The 16,157-nt window shown below is 36.4% G+C and carries 18 protein-coding genes and 1 riboswitch; of the genes, 12 read left to right on the top strand and 6 right to left on the bottom strand.

The annotated features are described in order from the left end of the window. Position 1 precedes the first annotated feature (1 nt). Positions 2-199, bottom strand: a complete 198-nt coding sequence (locus WCV66_RS25485) for a hypothetical protein (protein WP_413789620.1) — start codon at positions 197-199, stop codon at positions 2-4. Positions 200-491: 292 nt separating this feature from the next. On the opposite strand from WCV66_RS25485, the gene WCV66_RS25480 reads away from it, so the two are divergent. The 4 genes from WCV66_RS25480 (at position 492) to WCV66_RS25465 (ending at position 2,819) form a co-directional block, all read left to right on the top strand. Next, complete coding sequence (locus WCV66_RS25480; protein ID WP_338787376.1) at positions 492-1,184, top strand: DUF421 domain-containing protein; 693 nt, start codon at positions 492-494, stop codon at positions 1,182-1,184. A gap of 310 nt (positions 1,185-1,494) precedes the next feature. Beyond that, positions 1,495-1,620 carry a YjcZ family sporulation protein gene (locus WCV66_RS25475; RefSeq protein ID WP_026561090.1) on the top strand — a complete coding sequence of 42 codons (126 nt, stop codon included), beginning with the start codon at positions 1,495-1,497 and terminating at the stop codon, positions 1,618-1,620. A gap of 129 nt (positions 1,621-1,749) precedes the next feature. Beyond that, positions 1,750-2,004 carry a stage VI sporulation protein F gene (locus WCV66_RS25470; protein ID WP_066323523.1) on the top strand — a complete coding sequence of 85 codons (255 nt, stop codon included), beginning with the start codon at positions 1,750-1,752 and terminating at the stop codon, positions 2,002-2,004. A gap of 158 nt (positions 2,005-2,162) precedes the next feature. Continuing rightward, positions 2,163-2,819, top strand: a complete 657-nt coding sequence (locus WCV66_RS25465) for a GTP pyrophosphokinase family protein (RefSeq protein WP_338787375.1) — start codon at positions 2,163-2,165, stop codon at positions 2,817-2,819. Between the two features lie 184 nt (positions 2,820-3,003). Here the strand turns inward: WCV66_RS25465 and WCV66_RS25460 are convergent, their stop codons facing one another. Then, on the bottom strand, positions 3,004-5,283 hold the full coding sequence (locus WCV66_RS25460) for an ATP-dependent helicase (protein ID WP_338787374.1): 2,280 nt from the start codon (positions 5,281-5,283) through the stop codon (positions 3,004-3,006). Positions 5,284-5,641: 358 nt separating this feature from the next. Here WCV66_RS25460 and WCV66_RS25455 point away from each other — a divergent pair, with 358 nt between their 5' ends. Next, positions 5,642-5,869, top strand: a complete 228-nt coding sequence (locus tag WCV66_RS25455) for a hypothetical protein (protein WP_338787373.1) — start codon at positions 5,642-5,644, stop codon at positions 5,867-5,869. 70 nt (positions 5,870-5,939) lie between these two features. Here WCV66_RS25455 and WCV66_RS25450 read toward each other — a convergent pair whose 3' ends face one another. Continuing rightward, complete coding sequence (locus tag WCV66_RS25450; protein ID WP_338787372.1) at positions 5,940-6,614, bottom strand: DUF421 domain-containing protein; 675 nt, start codon at positions 6,612-6,614, stop codon at positions 5,940-5,942. 154 nt (positions 6,615-6,768) lie between these two features. Between WCV66_RS25450 and WCV66_RS25445 the strand changes: the two genes are divergently transcribed. Next, the gene (locus WCV66_RS25445) at positions 6,769-7,785 is read left to right on the top strand and encodes a DUF3231 family protein (RefSeq protein WP_338787371.1); all 1,017 of its coding nucleotides are present in this window, start codon (positions 6,769-6,771) and stop codon (positions 7,783-7,785) included. 62 nt (positions 7,786-7,847) lie between these two features. Here WCV66_RS25445 and WCV66_RS25440 read toward each other — a convergent pair whose 3' ends face one another. From WCV66_RS25440 to WCV66_RS25430, 3 genes are all read right to left on the bottom strand, one after another. Further along, positions 7,848-8,273, bottom strand: coding sequence for a GNAT family N-acetyltransferase (locus WCV66_RS25440; RefSeq protein WP_066323560.1), 426 nt, complete (start codon positions 8,271-8,273; stop codon positions 7,848-7,850). After that, the gene (locus WCV66_RS25435) at positions 8,274-8,792 is read right to left on the bottom strand and encodes a YjcG family protein (protein ID WP_338787370.1); all 519 of its coding nucleotides are present in this window, start codon (positions 8,790-8,792) and stop codon (positions 8,274-8,276) included. An 82-nt stretch (positions 8,793-8,874) separates the two neighbouring features. Beyond that, a complete protein-coding gene (locus tag WCV66_RS25430; protein ID WP_338787369.1) occupies positions 8,875-9,600 on the bottom strand; it encodes an esterase family protein in 726 nt (241 codons plus the stop codon). 326 nt (positions 9,601-9,926) lie between these two features. On the opposite strand from WCV66_RS25430, the gene WCV66_RS25425 reads away from it, so the two are divergent. The 6 genes from WCV66_RS25425 (at position 9,927) to metC (ending at position 16,054) form a co-directional block, all read left to right on the top strand. Beyond that, complete coding sequence (locus tag WCV66_RS25425) at positions 9,927-10,715, top strand: ABC transporter ATP-binding protein (protein WP_066323570.1); 789 nt, start codon at positions 9,927-9,929, stop codon at positions 10,713-10,715. Then, the gene (locus tag WCV66_RS25420) at positions 10,699-11,454 is read left to right on the top strand and encodes an ABC transporter permease (RefSeq protein ID WP_066323573.1); all 756 of its coding nucleotides are present in this window, start codon (positions 10,699-10,701) and stop codon (positions 11,452-11,454) included. Before WCV66_RS25425 ends, WCV66_RS25420 begins: the two co-directional genes overlap by 17 nt. Positions 11,455-11,602: 148 nt before the next feature. Then, on the top strand, positions 11,603-12,610 hold the full coding sequence (locus WCV66_RS25415; protein ID WP_338787368.1) for an aliphatic sulfonate ABC transporter substrate-binding protein: 1,008 nt from the start codon (positions 11,603-11,605) through the stop codon (positions 12,608-12,610). Positions 12,611-12,619: 9 nt separating this feature from the next. After that, entirely contained in the window at positions 12,620-13,195 is a 576-nt protein-coding gene (locus tag WCV66_RS25410) for an SCO family protein (RefSeq protein ID WP_338787367.1), read from the top strand. A 69-nt stretch (positions 13,196-13,264) separates the two neighbouring features. Further along, a riboswitch (SAM riboswitch) is annotated at positions 13,265-13,625 on the top strand. A gap of 133 nt (positions 13,626-13,758) precedes the next feature. Beyond that, positions 13,759-14,883, top strand: coding sequence for a methionine biosynthesis PLP-dependent protein (locus WCV66_RS25405; protein ID WP_338787366.1), 1,125 nt, complete (start codon positions 13,759-13,761; stop codon positions 14,881-14,883). Beyond that, positions 14,870-16,054, top strand: coding sequence for a cystathionine beta-lyase (gene metC / locus WCV66_RS25400; protein WP_066323589.1), 1,185 nt, complete (start codon positions 14,870-14,872; stop codon positions 16,052-16,054). Before WCV66_RS25405 ends, metC begins: the two co-directional genes overlap by 14 nt. Positions 16,055-16,157 lie beyond the last annotated feature (103 nt).

The following is a 16,157-nucleotide window of genomic DNA, read 5'->3' as shown; positions in this document are numbered from 1 at the left end:
TTCATTCTAAACGGTCAGCATCTGGATCAGTCTCCATTATAATATCAGCGTCAATTTGTTTTCCATAATGAATAGCCATTTCAAATGCTGCGGGTTCTTCAGGGGTAAGTGAGGTCAAAGTTGGAAAGTTCGGATCTGTTTTATTATTAAGCTTATAAAATTGATAGATTTTATAATTCCCTTGTTCTGGTTTTACCAAAAAAATAGCACCATTTATTATATGTAGAACAAAATATTGGGGAACAAAGATTATTATTTCTTCATCTTTTTAAGACTAGAGGACATAGGGGAAATCCTTCTCCTTTATTTAAGTGTAACAAAAAGTATCCAAGGGACTGACTTAAAGGTCAATTCCTTTGTTAATATTTGGTAGGAAAAGAATTAAGGTATGCCTTTCAAATATATAAAACATTATATATTTTTACATAAAGAGACATCGGATGTTTCATACTAAATGATACGTAATCATGAATGTTTGAAGGAGAAGGTTTATGCCGAGTTGGATTGAGGTAATCATTCGTTCGACCCTACTAATTTTAGGGCTTTTTTTCATTACAAAGCTTTTGGGTAAAAAGCAGTTATCGAAGCTGTCTTTTTTTGAATATATTTTAGGCATTACAGTTGGTGATATTGCTGGAACACTCTCAATGGATATTGAATTACATGTAATAAATGGTGTAGTCTCAATTCTTATCTGGACGTTATTTCCAATTATTATTTCGATCTTTTCATTAAAAAGTAAAAAATTTCGAGACATTGTTGAAGGAAAGGCAACGACATTTATCAAAGATGGGAAAATACTGGAGGAAAATCTCAGGATTGAAAAATATAGTACAGATGAATTACTTGAACAGCTTCGCAAAAGAGATGTTTTTAACGTTTCAGATGTCGAGTTTGCTATTCTTGAAACAAATGGTGAATTAAGTGTCCTGTTAAAAAAAGAAATGCAAGCTGTGAAATGGGGAGATCTCTTTCCAGATGGTTCCTCTGATAAGGTCCCACTGACAGTAATTATGGACGGAACTTATCTAAATGAGACAATTTATAGTGCGGGATATAGTATAGATTGGATAAGAAATAAGCTAAAACTTAAAAGTGCAAATGTAGAAGATGTCTTTTTAGGTCAGGTTGATTCGTCTGGGAATTTATATTTAGATTACTATGATGACGACAAGCAACAGTAGAGAGTGGGGGAAAGTATGAGTTTACTTGAAAAAATGTTTAGTGAGGTATTGGAAAGAAATTATCGCCAGCATGATAGGATTCAAAGGAATGAAGATGAAAGACTTCGCAAAATACAGATTGGCTTGAAGTAGATTGACGAGCTTGCTGAGTCATTTGAACAAAGGATGGACCTGGCTGCTTCTGAAATGGAACAAATGATATTAAAAAATAATGAGATAGAAAAATAATTCACCATAAAAAACGTCCAAACAAAACCTCTTCTTTCATCATATAGTGTAGGGATGATAGCAAAGAGGAGGTGCTTAGCACATGGGTTACGGTTACGGTGGTGGTAACTATGGTTATGGTGGTGGCGGTTATTACGGCAGCACATTTGTGTTAATCGTTGTATTGTTCATCCTATTAATCATTGTAGGTGCATCTTTCTATAACTAATGTAAGAGCCAATTAAGTGTATTGGAAGTACGAGCAATCTTTGCTCGTACTTTCTTTTTTCCAAGAGATTGTTATCACATTTTGCCTAGAAGGTCATAGGATATATCATGAATTAAGGAGGCTTAGAAAATGGATAATAAATTTTTCAAAAACCTTGAGAATAAAACAGGAGTAAACATGAATGATGTTTTTTCTTTGGCTAATTCTTTACAAGGTGCAAACTTTAAAGATGAAAAAACTGTCCGAAATGTGATCCAACGAGTTTCTCAAATTGCCAACAAACCAGTTTCAAAGCAAATGGAAGATAAAATTGTTAATTCCATTGTCAATGGTAATGAAAAGTTAGATTTTAATACAATTTCAAAAATGATAAACAAAAAGTAACCACATATTAATTGTGTAGCTGACCAGCTAAATCAACCTGATTAGCTGGTTTTTTGCTGAAAACATTCTAATTGTGTTAAACCATTCACCTTATTTTCATCTGAATTTCACTAATCTATTCTATCTTTAAAGGGAATAAAAAAGAGGTGATCATAAAATTGAGACAAGTTAGGACTGGGTTAGAAGAATGGAGAAATTTCTTATTAATCTATAAATTTGCATTGGATGAAATCAATACGAAATTGAAAATCCTTAATGAGGAGTTTAAATTTGTACATCAACATAATCCAATTGAACATATTAAATCTAGAATAAAAGATCCAGCAAGTATAAAAAGAAAACTGCAAAGAAAGGGTCTTGCTTTAACGAAAGAAAAAGCGGTGAAACATATTCATGATCTTGCTGGTGTACGGATCATCTGCGCATTTGTATCTGATATTTATAAGATTTATGACATGATTTCTGGTCAAGATGATATTACAATTTTAAAAGTAAAGGATTATCTAAAGGAACCTAAGCCAAATGGATATAAAAGTCTTCACTTACTGGTTGAAATTCCTGTTTTTTTATCAAATCGAACTGAACAACTTAAAGTTGAAATCCAAATTCGCACAATCGCAATGGATTTTTGGGCAAGCCTAGAACATAAAATTTATTATAAATATGATAAATCAGTACCTGTGCATGTAAAAGATGAACTAAAAGAAGCTGCGGAAATGGACCAGTATTTGGATCATAAAATGAAGAGAATTCACGATGAAATGATGGTGTATAAAGTGAAGGAGAAACTAGAGATAACTCGAGTTATTATCTAGGGGATTTTTTACAAAAGCTGTTTTCGCAAATTTGTGCTATATAACAAGTATGGGGAATGGTTGATTTTGTTCAAGAAGCTATTTAAAAAACAACAATCTTTTAGAAAAGAGCCTTACAAAAAATGCTTAGTAAAGTGAGGTTCTACTAAGCATTTCTTATAATTTATTAGGCTAGCGTCAATTTTTAAAATAAAGTCTTAAGAAACCTTGAAGCTACAGCTTTTCTTCCTCGTCTTTTAGAAGGAGTCGAGATGAATAAATGTTCTTTTGCACGTGTCATCGCTACATATAGTAAGCGACGTTCCTCCTCTAGGAATTCATAGTTTCCTTTTCTAGCAGACTCTAGTGCAAAATCATGAGGAATAGAGCCATCTACAGCCCCTACGATATATACATATTTATACTCTAGACCTTTTGATCGATGAATCGTCATAAGCTGAACACCAGCTTCGGTTGCCTGTTTTTGTCCTTTTAATGCTTTTTGAGTTAAGGTCATATGATCAGTATGTTGAAGAAATTCTGTAACTGTAGAAAATTTCTTCGCGACTACTTTTAAATCGTTAAGATCATCCGAACCTTTGTCGATTGCATTTCCTTCATTACCTTGTTTTTTAAGATAGTCATTGAAACCAAGTTCTTTTTCGATGGTTTGAATTGCGCTAGCAGGCTTATCTTTTTTCAAAGCGCTGATTTTTGGAACAATTTTTTTGAGCTTTGCCATTTGAAATGCATGAAGCCCATTTAAATATAATAAAGCATCAACAAGTGAGCAATCATGAAGAATGGATAAGGCCTTCACATCATTAAGAACAGATTGTTTTAAAAATAAAGCGCGGATTAGTTCGGTTAAAGCCGACGGATCATCAGGATCGACACTAAGTCGTAAGTAACTAAGAACACCACGAACCATTTTTCGTTCATAAAATGAACTCTGCTCTTTTTCAATGACGAATGGGATACTCGATTGAACAAATCGTTCAAAGACTGCTCGTCCGCCTGTATGTGTTCGGTATAAAATCACAAACTCTTTAGGCAATGCACCAGCTTCAATTTTTTCTTTAATATCATTGACAATCAAGGTTGCTTCTTCTTCCTCATCATATGGAGAAAAACAAACAGGTAATTGATCTGTCTGGAATTGAGCGTACATCTTTTTGCTTAAGCGCTGTTTATTTTTCGAAATCACTTCATTTGCAGAGGAAACAATATGATGATCTGATCGATAATTTGAGGAAAGCGTAATAATAGTAGCTTCAGGATATTCCTCTTTAAAATTCAGAATAAAGGATGGCTCGCTTCCTCTGAAGCTATAAATTGTTTGATCATCATCGCCGACACCGCATATATTATTTGTATGATTGGATAATAGCTTAATTAGCTTATATTGAACTGGATTGATATCCTGAAATTCATCGATTAGAAAATAGCGAAATCGCTTCTGATAGGCTTCTAGTACACTAGGATTTTCTCTTAACATTTCATAGCATTTTACTAGCATATCATCGAAATCGAATTGGCCACGCTCAAGCTTTTGCTCTTCATAATATTTGTAGAGAGATAATGCCTTTTCTTCCCAATCGTCAGCAGGATGGATATCGGTAGGAGTTTTCATCGTATTTTTCCAATACCCGATTTGTTGGATCGCTTGGTCAAAGGGAAAATCCTTTTCATCAATACCCATTTCTCTGCATGCTTGTTTAAGGTAGCTTTCCTTTTGCCAATCCCATTTTAGTAAATGCTGTCCATTCCACTTTTCTCTGTTGTCATGAAGTAGCATTTTGTAAAAGATACTGTGGAAGGTTCCGATGACAAGCTGGTTTAGTTGGTTTGCTGTTAGCCTTGTGTGCTTGATAAGGCGTTCATGCATTTCTCGTGCTGCTTTTGCTGTAAAGGTAACAAGCATCATTGAGGTTGGATCAATTGCCTTTTCTTCCATCATATATAGCGCTCTTGTTGTAAGGACCCGTGTTTTTCCACTTCCTGCACCAGCTAGGATTAGAAGTGGCCCTTCTATTGTCGTAACAGCTTCTTTTTGTTCAACATCGAGAGGAATCCCGAGTAGTGATGAAGGTGTTTTGCTTTTAAGTGTGAAAGGTGTTCGCCCCTTTAGAACCTGTGGCTCTTGCCATTCTGTTACAGTGGGCTTTTCAAGTGTTGCAATCGACCTAGATTTAGGAATTCGAAAACCGTTTTGTTCAGAATATTCGGCTTCTAAGTTAGGTTGTTGTGTTGAAATCGATTGAATAGGAGGGCTGCTAACGATATCCGTACACCTTTGGTTATCTTCTTTGTTCGTGTGGTAGAAAAAGGGTGGCTTGTTCAATCCAAGATATAATTTAACTGGCAACCCACAAGCTTTGCAACTTACGTTGTCTTTAAGGCTCGCTTCATAGATACGCTGATAATCTTCTCGAGGCAAATTTTCTAAAGATAGATCGAATTCATTCATTTTTGCAACTTTCATGGTGATCCTCCTCCCATAAAGAAATATCTTCGTACGTATATGTAAATAAAGGAATAACAAAAGCGCAAGCGCCCGTTTAGCGACGTATGGACTGGACTGAGCCGTAGGAGATAAAGGAAACACGAAGAGCGCAAGCGATTCGATGTTGACTTATCGTACAGAGGTGAGGGAAGTCCACTAGGCGCTGGGCGCTGGAGCTGGATGCCAAGCGCATATCCACAGTAACAAGAAAAATATAATATTCTAAACAAAAAAATAGGCGACAAAATCTATCTTAACAGAATGGATACATATCGAAAAGGTAAAGTTGCTCGGTTCAAGCGAGGAAATTTGAGGAATAACGAAAGGGAGATGAAAAATGGGTTATATTTTGCCAATTCAACAGGATACGTATATTCAATATGCGAATCGAAATGTCCCCGTTCAAAATCATTATTCACATACACTCCGACCTAGCGCTGTTCAATCGGACATGAAAAAACAGAGATTTGCAGATATTTTAGATCATAAAATGAGATCAATGAAAACGAATAAAAATTCCGAATCATTTACGGTAAAAGGGAAGTATATAGACGGATATGCCTAAACTAGTTGAAATGGGACTATTAGTAGTATAGATAAGGCTGACACAGAAAAAAGTGTCAGCCATTACCTACTTAAAAAGATTGAACGTGTAAACCTGAACCTTCTAGCCATTCAGCGAACATGACTTCTTCAACACGAAAAATGTTGTGTTGTTTTAGCTGTTGTTCTAACCAGGTCATATTAAAACCAGCTTCTATAAGGTTGTCTTTAATGACCTTGCCATCACTAATAAAGGTGATTGGAAGATTAACTTGTTCAAGATTCACTTGTAGATCTTTTTTGGAAGGTGTTTCGTAAGGAGCTTTTTTTAATATACTGACCGTTCCGTCTGTTTCAAGTACTGCGTACTCTAGCTCGCGGATAGAGAATACACCTTTGGACCTAACTAGATGCTGTAGCTGATTGACATCTAGCTTACTCTTTTTTAGACTTTCTTTTAAAATTTTCCCTTTATGAATGATAATCGTAGGCCTACCTTCTAATAAGCCTCGTGTACTACTCCACTTTTGTGTAATCATTTCCAAAATGAAAATGAGCAGTCCCCAGATTACAACTGCATAAATGATTCTGACAACTCCAACCTTATCATCAAAGATTGCATTACCGACAAGTTCTCCTAAAACTAATGCAGAAATAAAATCAAATGTAGTAATTTGGGTAATTTGTGTTTTACCTAATATTTTTGTAATTACAAAAAGTGCAATGAACCCTAAAACTAACTCAATGGAAATTTGTGCATAATGCATGTAATATAACCTCCGATATCATTAACACATGAAATAGTTTTTTCCAGTTCAGCTTTTTTTATGATCAATTATTAGAACTTTAACAAATAAATAATTTGAACCAAAATGGGTAAGAATATCTCTAACTAATTTATTTATCTTAGGAGGAAAAAACATGTCAGAGAGTCATACACAGCTTACAGCACCAGAAATTGCTTCTCTCTGGACTGCATATTTAAATACAAGTATGAGTGTATGTGTTGTAGGACATATGTTGAAACATATTGAGGATCCAGAAATAAAAAAAGCGATTCAGACTACGTATAACATATTTAATGAGAATCTAAAAATCCTTTCAGATATTTTTCAAAAGGATAATTTTGCAATACCAAACGGTTTTACAAATGATGATGTAAAAATGGATGCACCAAAGATATTTTCTGATTCATTTTGTCTTATCTATGTGAACCATATGTCGAAATTAGCGATGCTTGCGTTTAGTGGCTTCGTTTCTGTCAGTGTAAGATATGATATACGAACAATGTTTACCAATGGACTTTCTGACGTTTCAAACTTATATAATCAGACAATTGAACTTGCCCTTTCGAAAGGGATTTTTGTTAGAGCCCCTTATATAGATGTACCAGCTAAAACAGATTATATAGACAATAAGAAGTATTTAGGTGGTATAAATCCATTTACAAAGGAAAGACCGCTAAATGCAATCGAAATTTCGCATCTGTTTTTGAATATCCAAACCAATTCGATTGGGATTGGATTATGTTTAAGCTTTGCACAAACATCACAAAATAAAGATGTTCAAGAGTATATGTTAAGAGGAAAAGAAATTTCATATAAGCATGTTCAGATCTTTACATCAGCTTTAGCAGAAAGCAATCTTGTGTCACCTGGCTCGCCGAATATTAGTATTACGGATTCAACAACACAAATTTTTTCAGAGAAACTAATGATGTTTCACATGGCTCAGTTAAGTGCTGCTGGTACTGGTAACTACGCTACGGCAGCTGCGGCAAGTCAAAGATATGACCTTATTGTTAATTATGAACGTCTATCAGTTGAAATAGGTCAATTTGCAAAATCTGGAGCTGAAATTATGATAAAAAATCAGTGGCTTGAGGAGCCACCAGGGATGAAGGATCGGGAAAAATTGGCAAGAAAAGAAGAAAGCTAATGTGAAAAACGTAAAAACGAGCTTGGTTATCCAAGCTCGTTTTTAGTATGTGAAAAAGCTAATCAATTAGCATGTTTAATCATTGTAACGTGTGGGATACCAGCATCCATAAAAATATCAGATACAGTTTCATACCCTAATCGTTCATAAAATGGAATCGCGTGTGTCTGTGCATTTAACTTAAGTTTGCTGACACCTTGTTCGATTGCAATTTCTTCTAGCTTGTTAACAAGTAATTTGCCAGCACCATTTTTTCTGCTGGATGAAAGAACGCAAATTCTTTCAAGTTTCCCAATCCCATCTAATACACGAAGACGAGCGGCACCAACGGGCACTTCATTGTCATATAAGACAATATGTGTAGCATCATCTTCAAATTGATCAATTTCTTCTTCTTCGGGAACTTGTTGTTCATCAACAAATACTGTGCGTCTTACTGAATAGGCATCCTCGAGTTGGTCTTTAGTTGTAACTTGCTTAACGTTCAATTAATTGCAATCCTTTCCTAGTAAGAATGTTTCATATACGGTCCAAGTTCCGTTTTCTAGTTGATATAGTAGGTGGAAGCGATCAACAACTTCCTCATGCTTCATTTCTAACATTTTAAGACTACCTAATACGTCTGAATGTTCATCATCAGATAAATTTTGTCCAATCGTAATATGTGGGACAAAAGCATATTCTGGCTGACTTTCTAGTGAGCCTGTATGAAGCTTCTCATGTAATTCTTGTAATTCTTCAGTTGGCTCGACTTTTAAATAGATTACATTATTAACCGGTGAAAAAGAACTAACCTTTTTAATCGAAATGGTTAGAGGTGCAGATTTATCAGCTATTTGACGAAGTTCCTTTGTAATCTGTTCTAAGTTCTCAACAGTCGCTTCAAAAGCTGTTTTAAGTGTTAAATGTGGTGGAACTAATGCATAATTTGTGTCATAGCGCTTACGATAAGAATTCACCAAATCTTGTAATTTTTTTGATGGAAAAAGGGCAATTCCGTAGTTCATGTCATTCCCTCCTAATCGATTCTTTTAAGGATAGTATATCAAATTTTTAAAAAGAAACATACGTACGAAATGATAGCAGTTCTTACTCAAACATTTCCCGTAAGATCGGTGTTAAAGCAGGCTGCCAGTACTTCCATGTATGGTCACCATCAAATTCCTCGTATGTATAGGAAAAACCTTTTTCAGCAATAGCTGTTTTCAACTCTCGATTTGGTGTAATAAAGTCGAGAATTTCTCCATCGGTAGTTTTAACGTTTATTTCATTTTTCCCAATTTGATGAAAAATAGTTGGACGAGAAGGTGAAGAAAATTCTTTCACAGCCTGTAACACTGCATCATTCACATATGGTGATTGTAGGATTAGCTTTCCAAATGTGTTTGGATATGCTAAGCCAGTAAGTAATGAAACCGTTGCACCTAGTGAATCTCCGATAAGTGCTCGCCCGTAGCCTACCTGGTAGGTAGGGAATTCTTGATCAAGAAATGGCACAAGCTCATGTGCTAAAAATCGAACATAGCCTGAAAATTTTGCTCCATCTGGATGGTACTTTTCCCTGCGGTCGCCTACATCCTTATAAGGGATTCCAACAACGATAACATTTTCAATTTCTTCATTTTTCATTAAAGCTTCGACCTGTCTCCCTACACGGCCAAGCCGAAAATAATCCTGGCCATCCTGTGCAATAAGCAAGCTGTATTTATATAGTGGTGAAAAATTTTCTGGGAGATAAATTAGTAATGTTAATTCTTCCTGAAGCGCAGTTGAATAAAAAAGATGTTCCTTAATCATACCTGTTTGTTTGCTCATGTTAAACCTCCTGAGGCAGTAACGTTAGCCGAGAATACACGGATAAAATAAAAAGATGTGTAACCCTTTTCTATTTTATCCTAGATTACTTGGCAATCACAACTAATGACTAATATATTGTTTCCTTTCCATTTTCCAAACGATCCTCTTCTTTTGATTATTTACTTTCATTAAAGTCCTTATTATACATAAAGGAAAGAAACCTGAACTGAATGAACAAATTGAGGATATCCAATTCAAACCATTGACATTTTCTCAGATCTTTATATAATAATCATATTAATCCGATAAAAAAGATGAGAATTAAAGAAAAGCAGGTGAGGGAATTGTTTTTATCAATTGAAAAGGTTACAAAACAATTTAAAAACCGTGAAAATAAAGCTGAAACTGTTTTAACTGATATAGATTTACAAGTAAAGGAAGGCGAGTTTGTTTCGATTTTAGGACCTTCGGGTTGTGGGAAATCCACTTTGCTTTCAATTGTTGCTGGGTTAACACCGCAAACTACGGGTGAACTTATTTTACAGGGAAAGCAATTAAAGGGCCCTGGTAAGGAACGAGGAATGGTTTTCCAGCAGGCTGCATTATTTCCATGGCTAACAGTAGAAGAGAATGTTATGTTTCCACTACGCAAGGAACTATCGAAAAAAGATGCACTGGAACGAGCACATAAATATTTATCTCTCGTACAATTAAGTCCTTATGCAAAGCATTCACCACACGAGTTATCAGGTGGGATGCAGCAGCGTGTTTCGATTGCTCGTGCACTTGCAATGGATCCAGCCTTGTTACTAATGGATGAGCCATTTGGTGCATTGGATGAACAAACACGTTCAAGATTACATGAGGTGTTAGAAGAAGTTTTTCTAGAAACAAAGAAAACAATCTTGTTTGTTACACATAGTATCCATGAGGCACTTAAACTATCAGATCGCATCGTTGTTATGGGAACACAGCCAGGACGGATACTAGATGTTATTGAGCTTGACTTTCCAAGACCACGTGAACAAGCGCGTGAGGAGCTCGTGAAATATGAAGACAGAATTAAGGGCTTACTTAAGTCTGAGATTGATAAAGTAATAGAAAAGGAGCAGCAGTATGCAACCAGTCGTTAAACGAATACTTTTTTACGGAATTCTGTTAGTTGTTTGGCAGGTTGCAGTGATTGTATTAGAAATATCACCTGCATTGCTGCCTGCACCAACAGATGTGTTTACATCACTTTACACAGGCTTTGCTGATTTAACACTTGTTTACGATTTAGTGGCAAGCTTTAGACGATTAGCGATAGGTTTAGCCATTGCATTAGCGCTAGGTCTTATCCTTGGTGTGTTCTTAGCTAAATCAAAAACAGCTGATGAAACATTAGGCTCACTTATCATCGCATTACAGTCTGTACCAAGTATTGTGTGGCTGCCACTTGCAATCATGTGGTTTGGCCTTAATGAAGCAGCAGTAACGTTTATTATCGTGTTAGGTGCAACCTTGGTGATGACAATCAACATGAGAACAGGTTTAAAAAATGTGCCCCCACTTTATATAAAAGCGGCACAAACGATGGATTATAAAGGATTTAGCTTGTTTTGGAAGGTCATGTTTCCAGCCTCAATTCCTTATGCTGTAACAGGAACTAGATTAGCGTGGGCGTTTGCATGGAGAGCATTGATGGCCGGTGAATTATTAAGTACTGGACCAGGACTTGGTTATAAACTGAAATTCGCGTCAGATTTTGGCGATATGAGTTTAGTTATCGCGATCATGATGATGATTATGGTCATCGGGGTCATTGTTGATCTATTATTTTTCCAAAGAGTAGAAAAAAGCGTTATGAAAAAATGGGGTTTAGATAATTAAGAAAAGCGGAATGGCCTTGATCAGCCTCAGGCAAATAAGACGCTCATGAAATGAAGGTGTTTTTTACCTTCAATTCATGAGTGGCTTATGACTCGAGGGGCTAGGCGCTGGAGCTAGACACTAATTAAAAAGAGACGGAGGTTTTAACATGAAAAAGGGTATATTATTTGCACTTATATCGGTTTTATTAGTAGGTGTATTGGCAGCATGTGGGACGGCTAATACAGGTTCAAATGGTAGTGGAAGTGATAGTAAAAAGGAAGTAGTAATTGGTTATTTTCCTAATATTGATCACGTACCTGCGATGATCGCTAAGGAAAAAGGGTATTTTGAAGAAGCATTAGGGGAAGATGTAAAAGTAACGTATAAAACGTTTCCTGATGGAGCAGCATTTATGACTGCGTTAAAAACAGGTGATATCCATGCAGGTTTAGTTGGCCCTGGCCCTGTTATGAACAACTATGCAAACGGAGCAGATGTGAAGATTCTAGCAGGAGCATCTTCAGGTGGAACAGTTATCGTTGCATCTGAAAAAAGTGGTGTGCAATCAATTGATGATTTAACAGGTAAAACATTTATTACACCTGGTGTAGGCTGCACACATGATGTTCAAATGGAGACATTCCTTCAAGACTTCGGCATTACATCAGCACGTATTGGTGGAACATTAAAGCATGTAACTGGTAACCCAGCTCAATATGGAGCAATGTTTGAATCAGGAAAAGTTGATCTTGCTGCAGTTCCAGAACCATGGGCATCTATGCTTGTAAATGATGGAGCGAAAGTGATCGTTGATACGGATGAAATTTCTTACGGAACAACACTTCCTAATACTGTATTAGTAACAAGCGGAAAGTTAATTGAAGAAGACAAAGAACTAGTTGCAGCCATTGTAAAAGCACATGAAAAAGGTGTTAACTTTATTAATGAAAACCGTGAAGAGGCACGTGATATTGCAATTAAAGCGATCAAAGATATTACAGATCAAGAGCTTGATCCAGCAATCGTTGACAGTGCTTGGGAGCGTGTAACGTATACAACAGAAGTAAATGCAGAGGTTGTACAAGAATTTGCAAATTCTTCATTTGAGCTTAAATTTCTTAAAGAAAAACCTGAATTTAGTGATCTAATCGATACTCAATTCTTAACAAAGTAGGCGTTAATCGTGAAAAAACTTGTTTTTATCACTTTCCTTGCTGTTCTAGTGTTGGTAGGCTGTTCACAGTCTATCAACCTAGAGGAGCATTTTTCTTTAAACGGGACAGTTGAGCCTTTAGATGCTGTTAATCAAGTTGGAGAAAAAGTAAAAATGTCAGATTATGAAGATAAAGTCTGGCTTTCTACGTTCATTTTCACAAATTGTGATACTGTTTGTTCACCAATGACCGCACATATCGCAACACTTCAAGAGCAATTACAAGACGAAAAAGTAGATGTTGAGCTCGTCTCCTTTAGCATTGATCCAGTACATGACACACCTGAAGTGTTAAAGGGATTTGCAGTACAATTCGGTGCCGATTTTAAAAATTGGAACTTTCTCACTGGCTATGAACAAGCAGAAATTGAATCCTTCTCAAACACTAGCTTTCTTGCGCCTGCTGCAAAACTAGAAGGCTCAAACCAATTCGTTCACAGCACATCAATCTATCTTATGAAAGGCAACACGATACTCGAACAATATGAAGGTGTATCAGAAGTACCGAATGAAAAAATTGTCGAAGATATCAAACTATTACAATAATTGTGTTGCAATCTCAACTCGAATCATGTAAAGTAGTAAAAAAAAGTAAACATTAAAAATTTCATACATTTCTTATCAAGAGAGGCAGAGGGACTGGCCCTATGAAGCCTCAGCAACCGGTTCAAAACGAGTGAAGATCTCGTAACCGTTGATTTGCGAATCTTAAGCGAAACTTTAAGTAAGTTTTTTACAGCACCGCCAGATAATAAAAAATGAATCGAACAAAGCTTCCTTGTTTGTTCGAAGCATTTTTTATTATCTGGTGCAGGCTTGCTAGTGCAAGCCGCAAGCACTTGCGTGCTGTAACAACTTATAGAGTTTCCTAAGTTTAATTGCAATTCAACTACTTTTAAGCTCCACCCAAGATCTTCTACGTGCCAAGGTGCTAAATCCAGCAAGCCACACCAGCATTATGCTTGAGAGATAAGAAGAAGCGCACTCAAATACACAGTCTTCTTCTTACCGGGGAAGGCTTTTTAATTTGTTTTGAAAGTCTCTAAAAATGTGCTTCCTCTCATGTGCATAATCAAGAAAAATAACCTTAACTTAGGATGGTGACAGACATGAGTCAACGAATTGAAACGAAGTTAGCGCAAATTGGAAATCGAAGTGAAAATGTTACAGGTACGGTAAATCCGCCAGTCTATTTTTCGACAGCTTATCGACATGCTGGAATCGGAGAATCAACTGGCTTTGATTATATTCGAACAGGAAATCCTACAAGACTATTAGTTGAAAAGGCCATTGCCGATTTAGAACATGGTGATCGTGGATTTGCATTCAGTTCAGGGATGGCTGCTATTCAAACGATTATGGCATTATTCCAAAGTGGTGATGAACTTATCGTATCATCTGACCTCTATGGTGGAACTTATCGTTTATTTGAAAGAGAATGGAAAAAGTACGGTTTATCATTTCAATATGATGATTTCACAAACCCAGCAGAAACAGAAAAATTAATATCTGAAAAAACAAAGGCGATATTTATCGAGACACCGACAAATCCATTAATGCAGGAAGCTGATATTAAAGAGCTTGCGACGTTAGCTAAGAAACATAATTTATTAGTGATTGTTGATAACACATTTTATACACCTATTATTCAAACACCAATCCTTGATGGAGCTGACATTGTGATCCATAGTGCAACAAAATATTTAGGTGGACACAATGATGTGCTTGCGGGTCTAGTTGTTACAAAGGGTGAGCAATTAAGCGATGAGTTTTTCCAACATCAAAATGCGATCGGCGCGGTTTTATCACCGTTTGATTCCTGGCTCTTAATGAGAGGAATGAAGACATTATCACTTCGCATGAGACAGCATGAGCAAAACGCTCAAGCCGTTTCACAATTTTTAGAAGAACATCCAGATGTTCTCGATGTTTTATATCCAGGAAAAGGTGGAATGCTGTCATTCCGTTTGCAGGATGAAACATTGGTGAATCCATTTCTAAAAAGCCTTAAGACGATTACTTTTGCGGAAAGCTTAGGTGGAATCGAAAGTTTTATTACCTACCCTGCAACCCAAACACATATGGACATTCCATTGGAAATTAGAATGGCAAATGGTGTGTGTAATAGACTACTGCGTTTCTCAGTAGGTGTAGAACATGCTGAGGATATTATCGAAGATTTAGCTCAGAGCTTTAAACAAATGAAGGGGGCTGAAGCAATTGAGCAATCATGATTGGTCGTTTCAAACAAAACTTTTGCATAATGAATCAAAGGTAGATAGAGGTACAGGTGCTGTTAGTGTTCCAATTCACCATTCATCAACTTTCCATCAATTTGATATAGATGAATTTGGGAAATATGATTACGCACGTTCTGGTAACCCCACAAGAGAAGCGTTAGAGCAAGCGATCGCAGAATTAGAGGGTGGAACAAAAGGCTTGGCATTTTCTTCAGGAATGGCTGCTATTTCAACAGCATTCCTGCTTCTTTCCCAAGGTGATCATGTCCTTGTGACTGAGGACGTATATGGTGGAACCTTTCGAATCATAACAGATGTTCTAACTAGATTCGGGATTGAGCATACTTTTGTTGATATGACAGATCTTCATCAAGTAGCATCAAAGATTCGTCCGAATACCAAAGTAATCTACATGGAAACACCTTCAAATCCGTTGTTGAAAGTTACAGATATTCGAGGAATTGTGAACCTTGCGAAGGCAAATAACTGTCTAACGTTTTTAGATAATACATTTTTGACACCAGAGCTACAAAGACCTTTAGAGTTAGGTGTAGATATTGTGTTACACAGTGCGACAAAGTTTTTAGCAGGTCATAGTGATGTCCTTGCAGGTCTTGCTGTTGTGAGGGATACTGAATTAGGTGATCGCCTATACAAACTGCAAAATGCATTTGGAGCAGTACTAGGTGTTCAAGATGCTTGGCTTGTGTTAAGAGGATTAAAAACATTACATGTTCGTTTGAAGCAATCCTCTGAATCTGCTCTGAAAATTGCTGAGTTTCTAAGTGAACATCCTAAGGTTGTAGAAGTCTATTATCCTGGATTAAGCTTTCACCCAGGACATGAAACTCAACGATACCAAGCAGATGGAGCAGGTGCCGTTCTTTCATTCAAGCTTGCTGATGGTGAAGCAGTGAAGACGCTTGTTCAACAAGTTAAACTGCCGGTTTTTGCAGTAAGTTTAGGTGCGGTTGAATCAATTTTATCCTACCCTGCAAAAATGTCACATGCAGCAATGCCTCCAGAGGAACGTGAAAAACGAGGAATTTCAGATGGATTACTTAGATTAAGTGTCGGCTTAGAAAATGTTAATGACCTAATTAAAGATTTTTCTGAAGCATTAGAGAAGCTACCACAAGTTAATAAGAAAGAAAGTGTTCGTTAGGACTGACTCTATTTGGGTCAGTTTTTTTTAATAGAGAAGATAAGCTCCAAAATACATACAAATTGAAAAATGTAACAAACTAAGTTTATACCTCAAAAAGGGA

Origin of the sequence: Metabacillus rhizosphaerae, from assembly GCF_037201795.1 — a bacterium.
GTDB lineage: Bacteria > Bacillota > Bacilli > Bacillales > Bacillaceae > Metabacillus > Metabacillus rhizosphaerae.
Note: the sequence above shows the minus strand (reverse complement) of the source record. Positions and strands in the feature narration are given on the sequence as shown.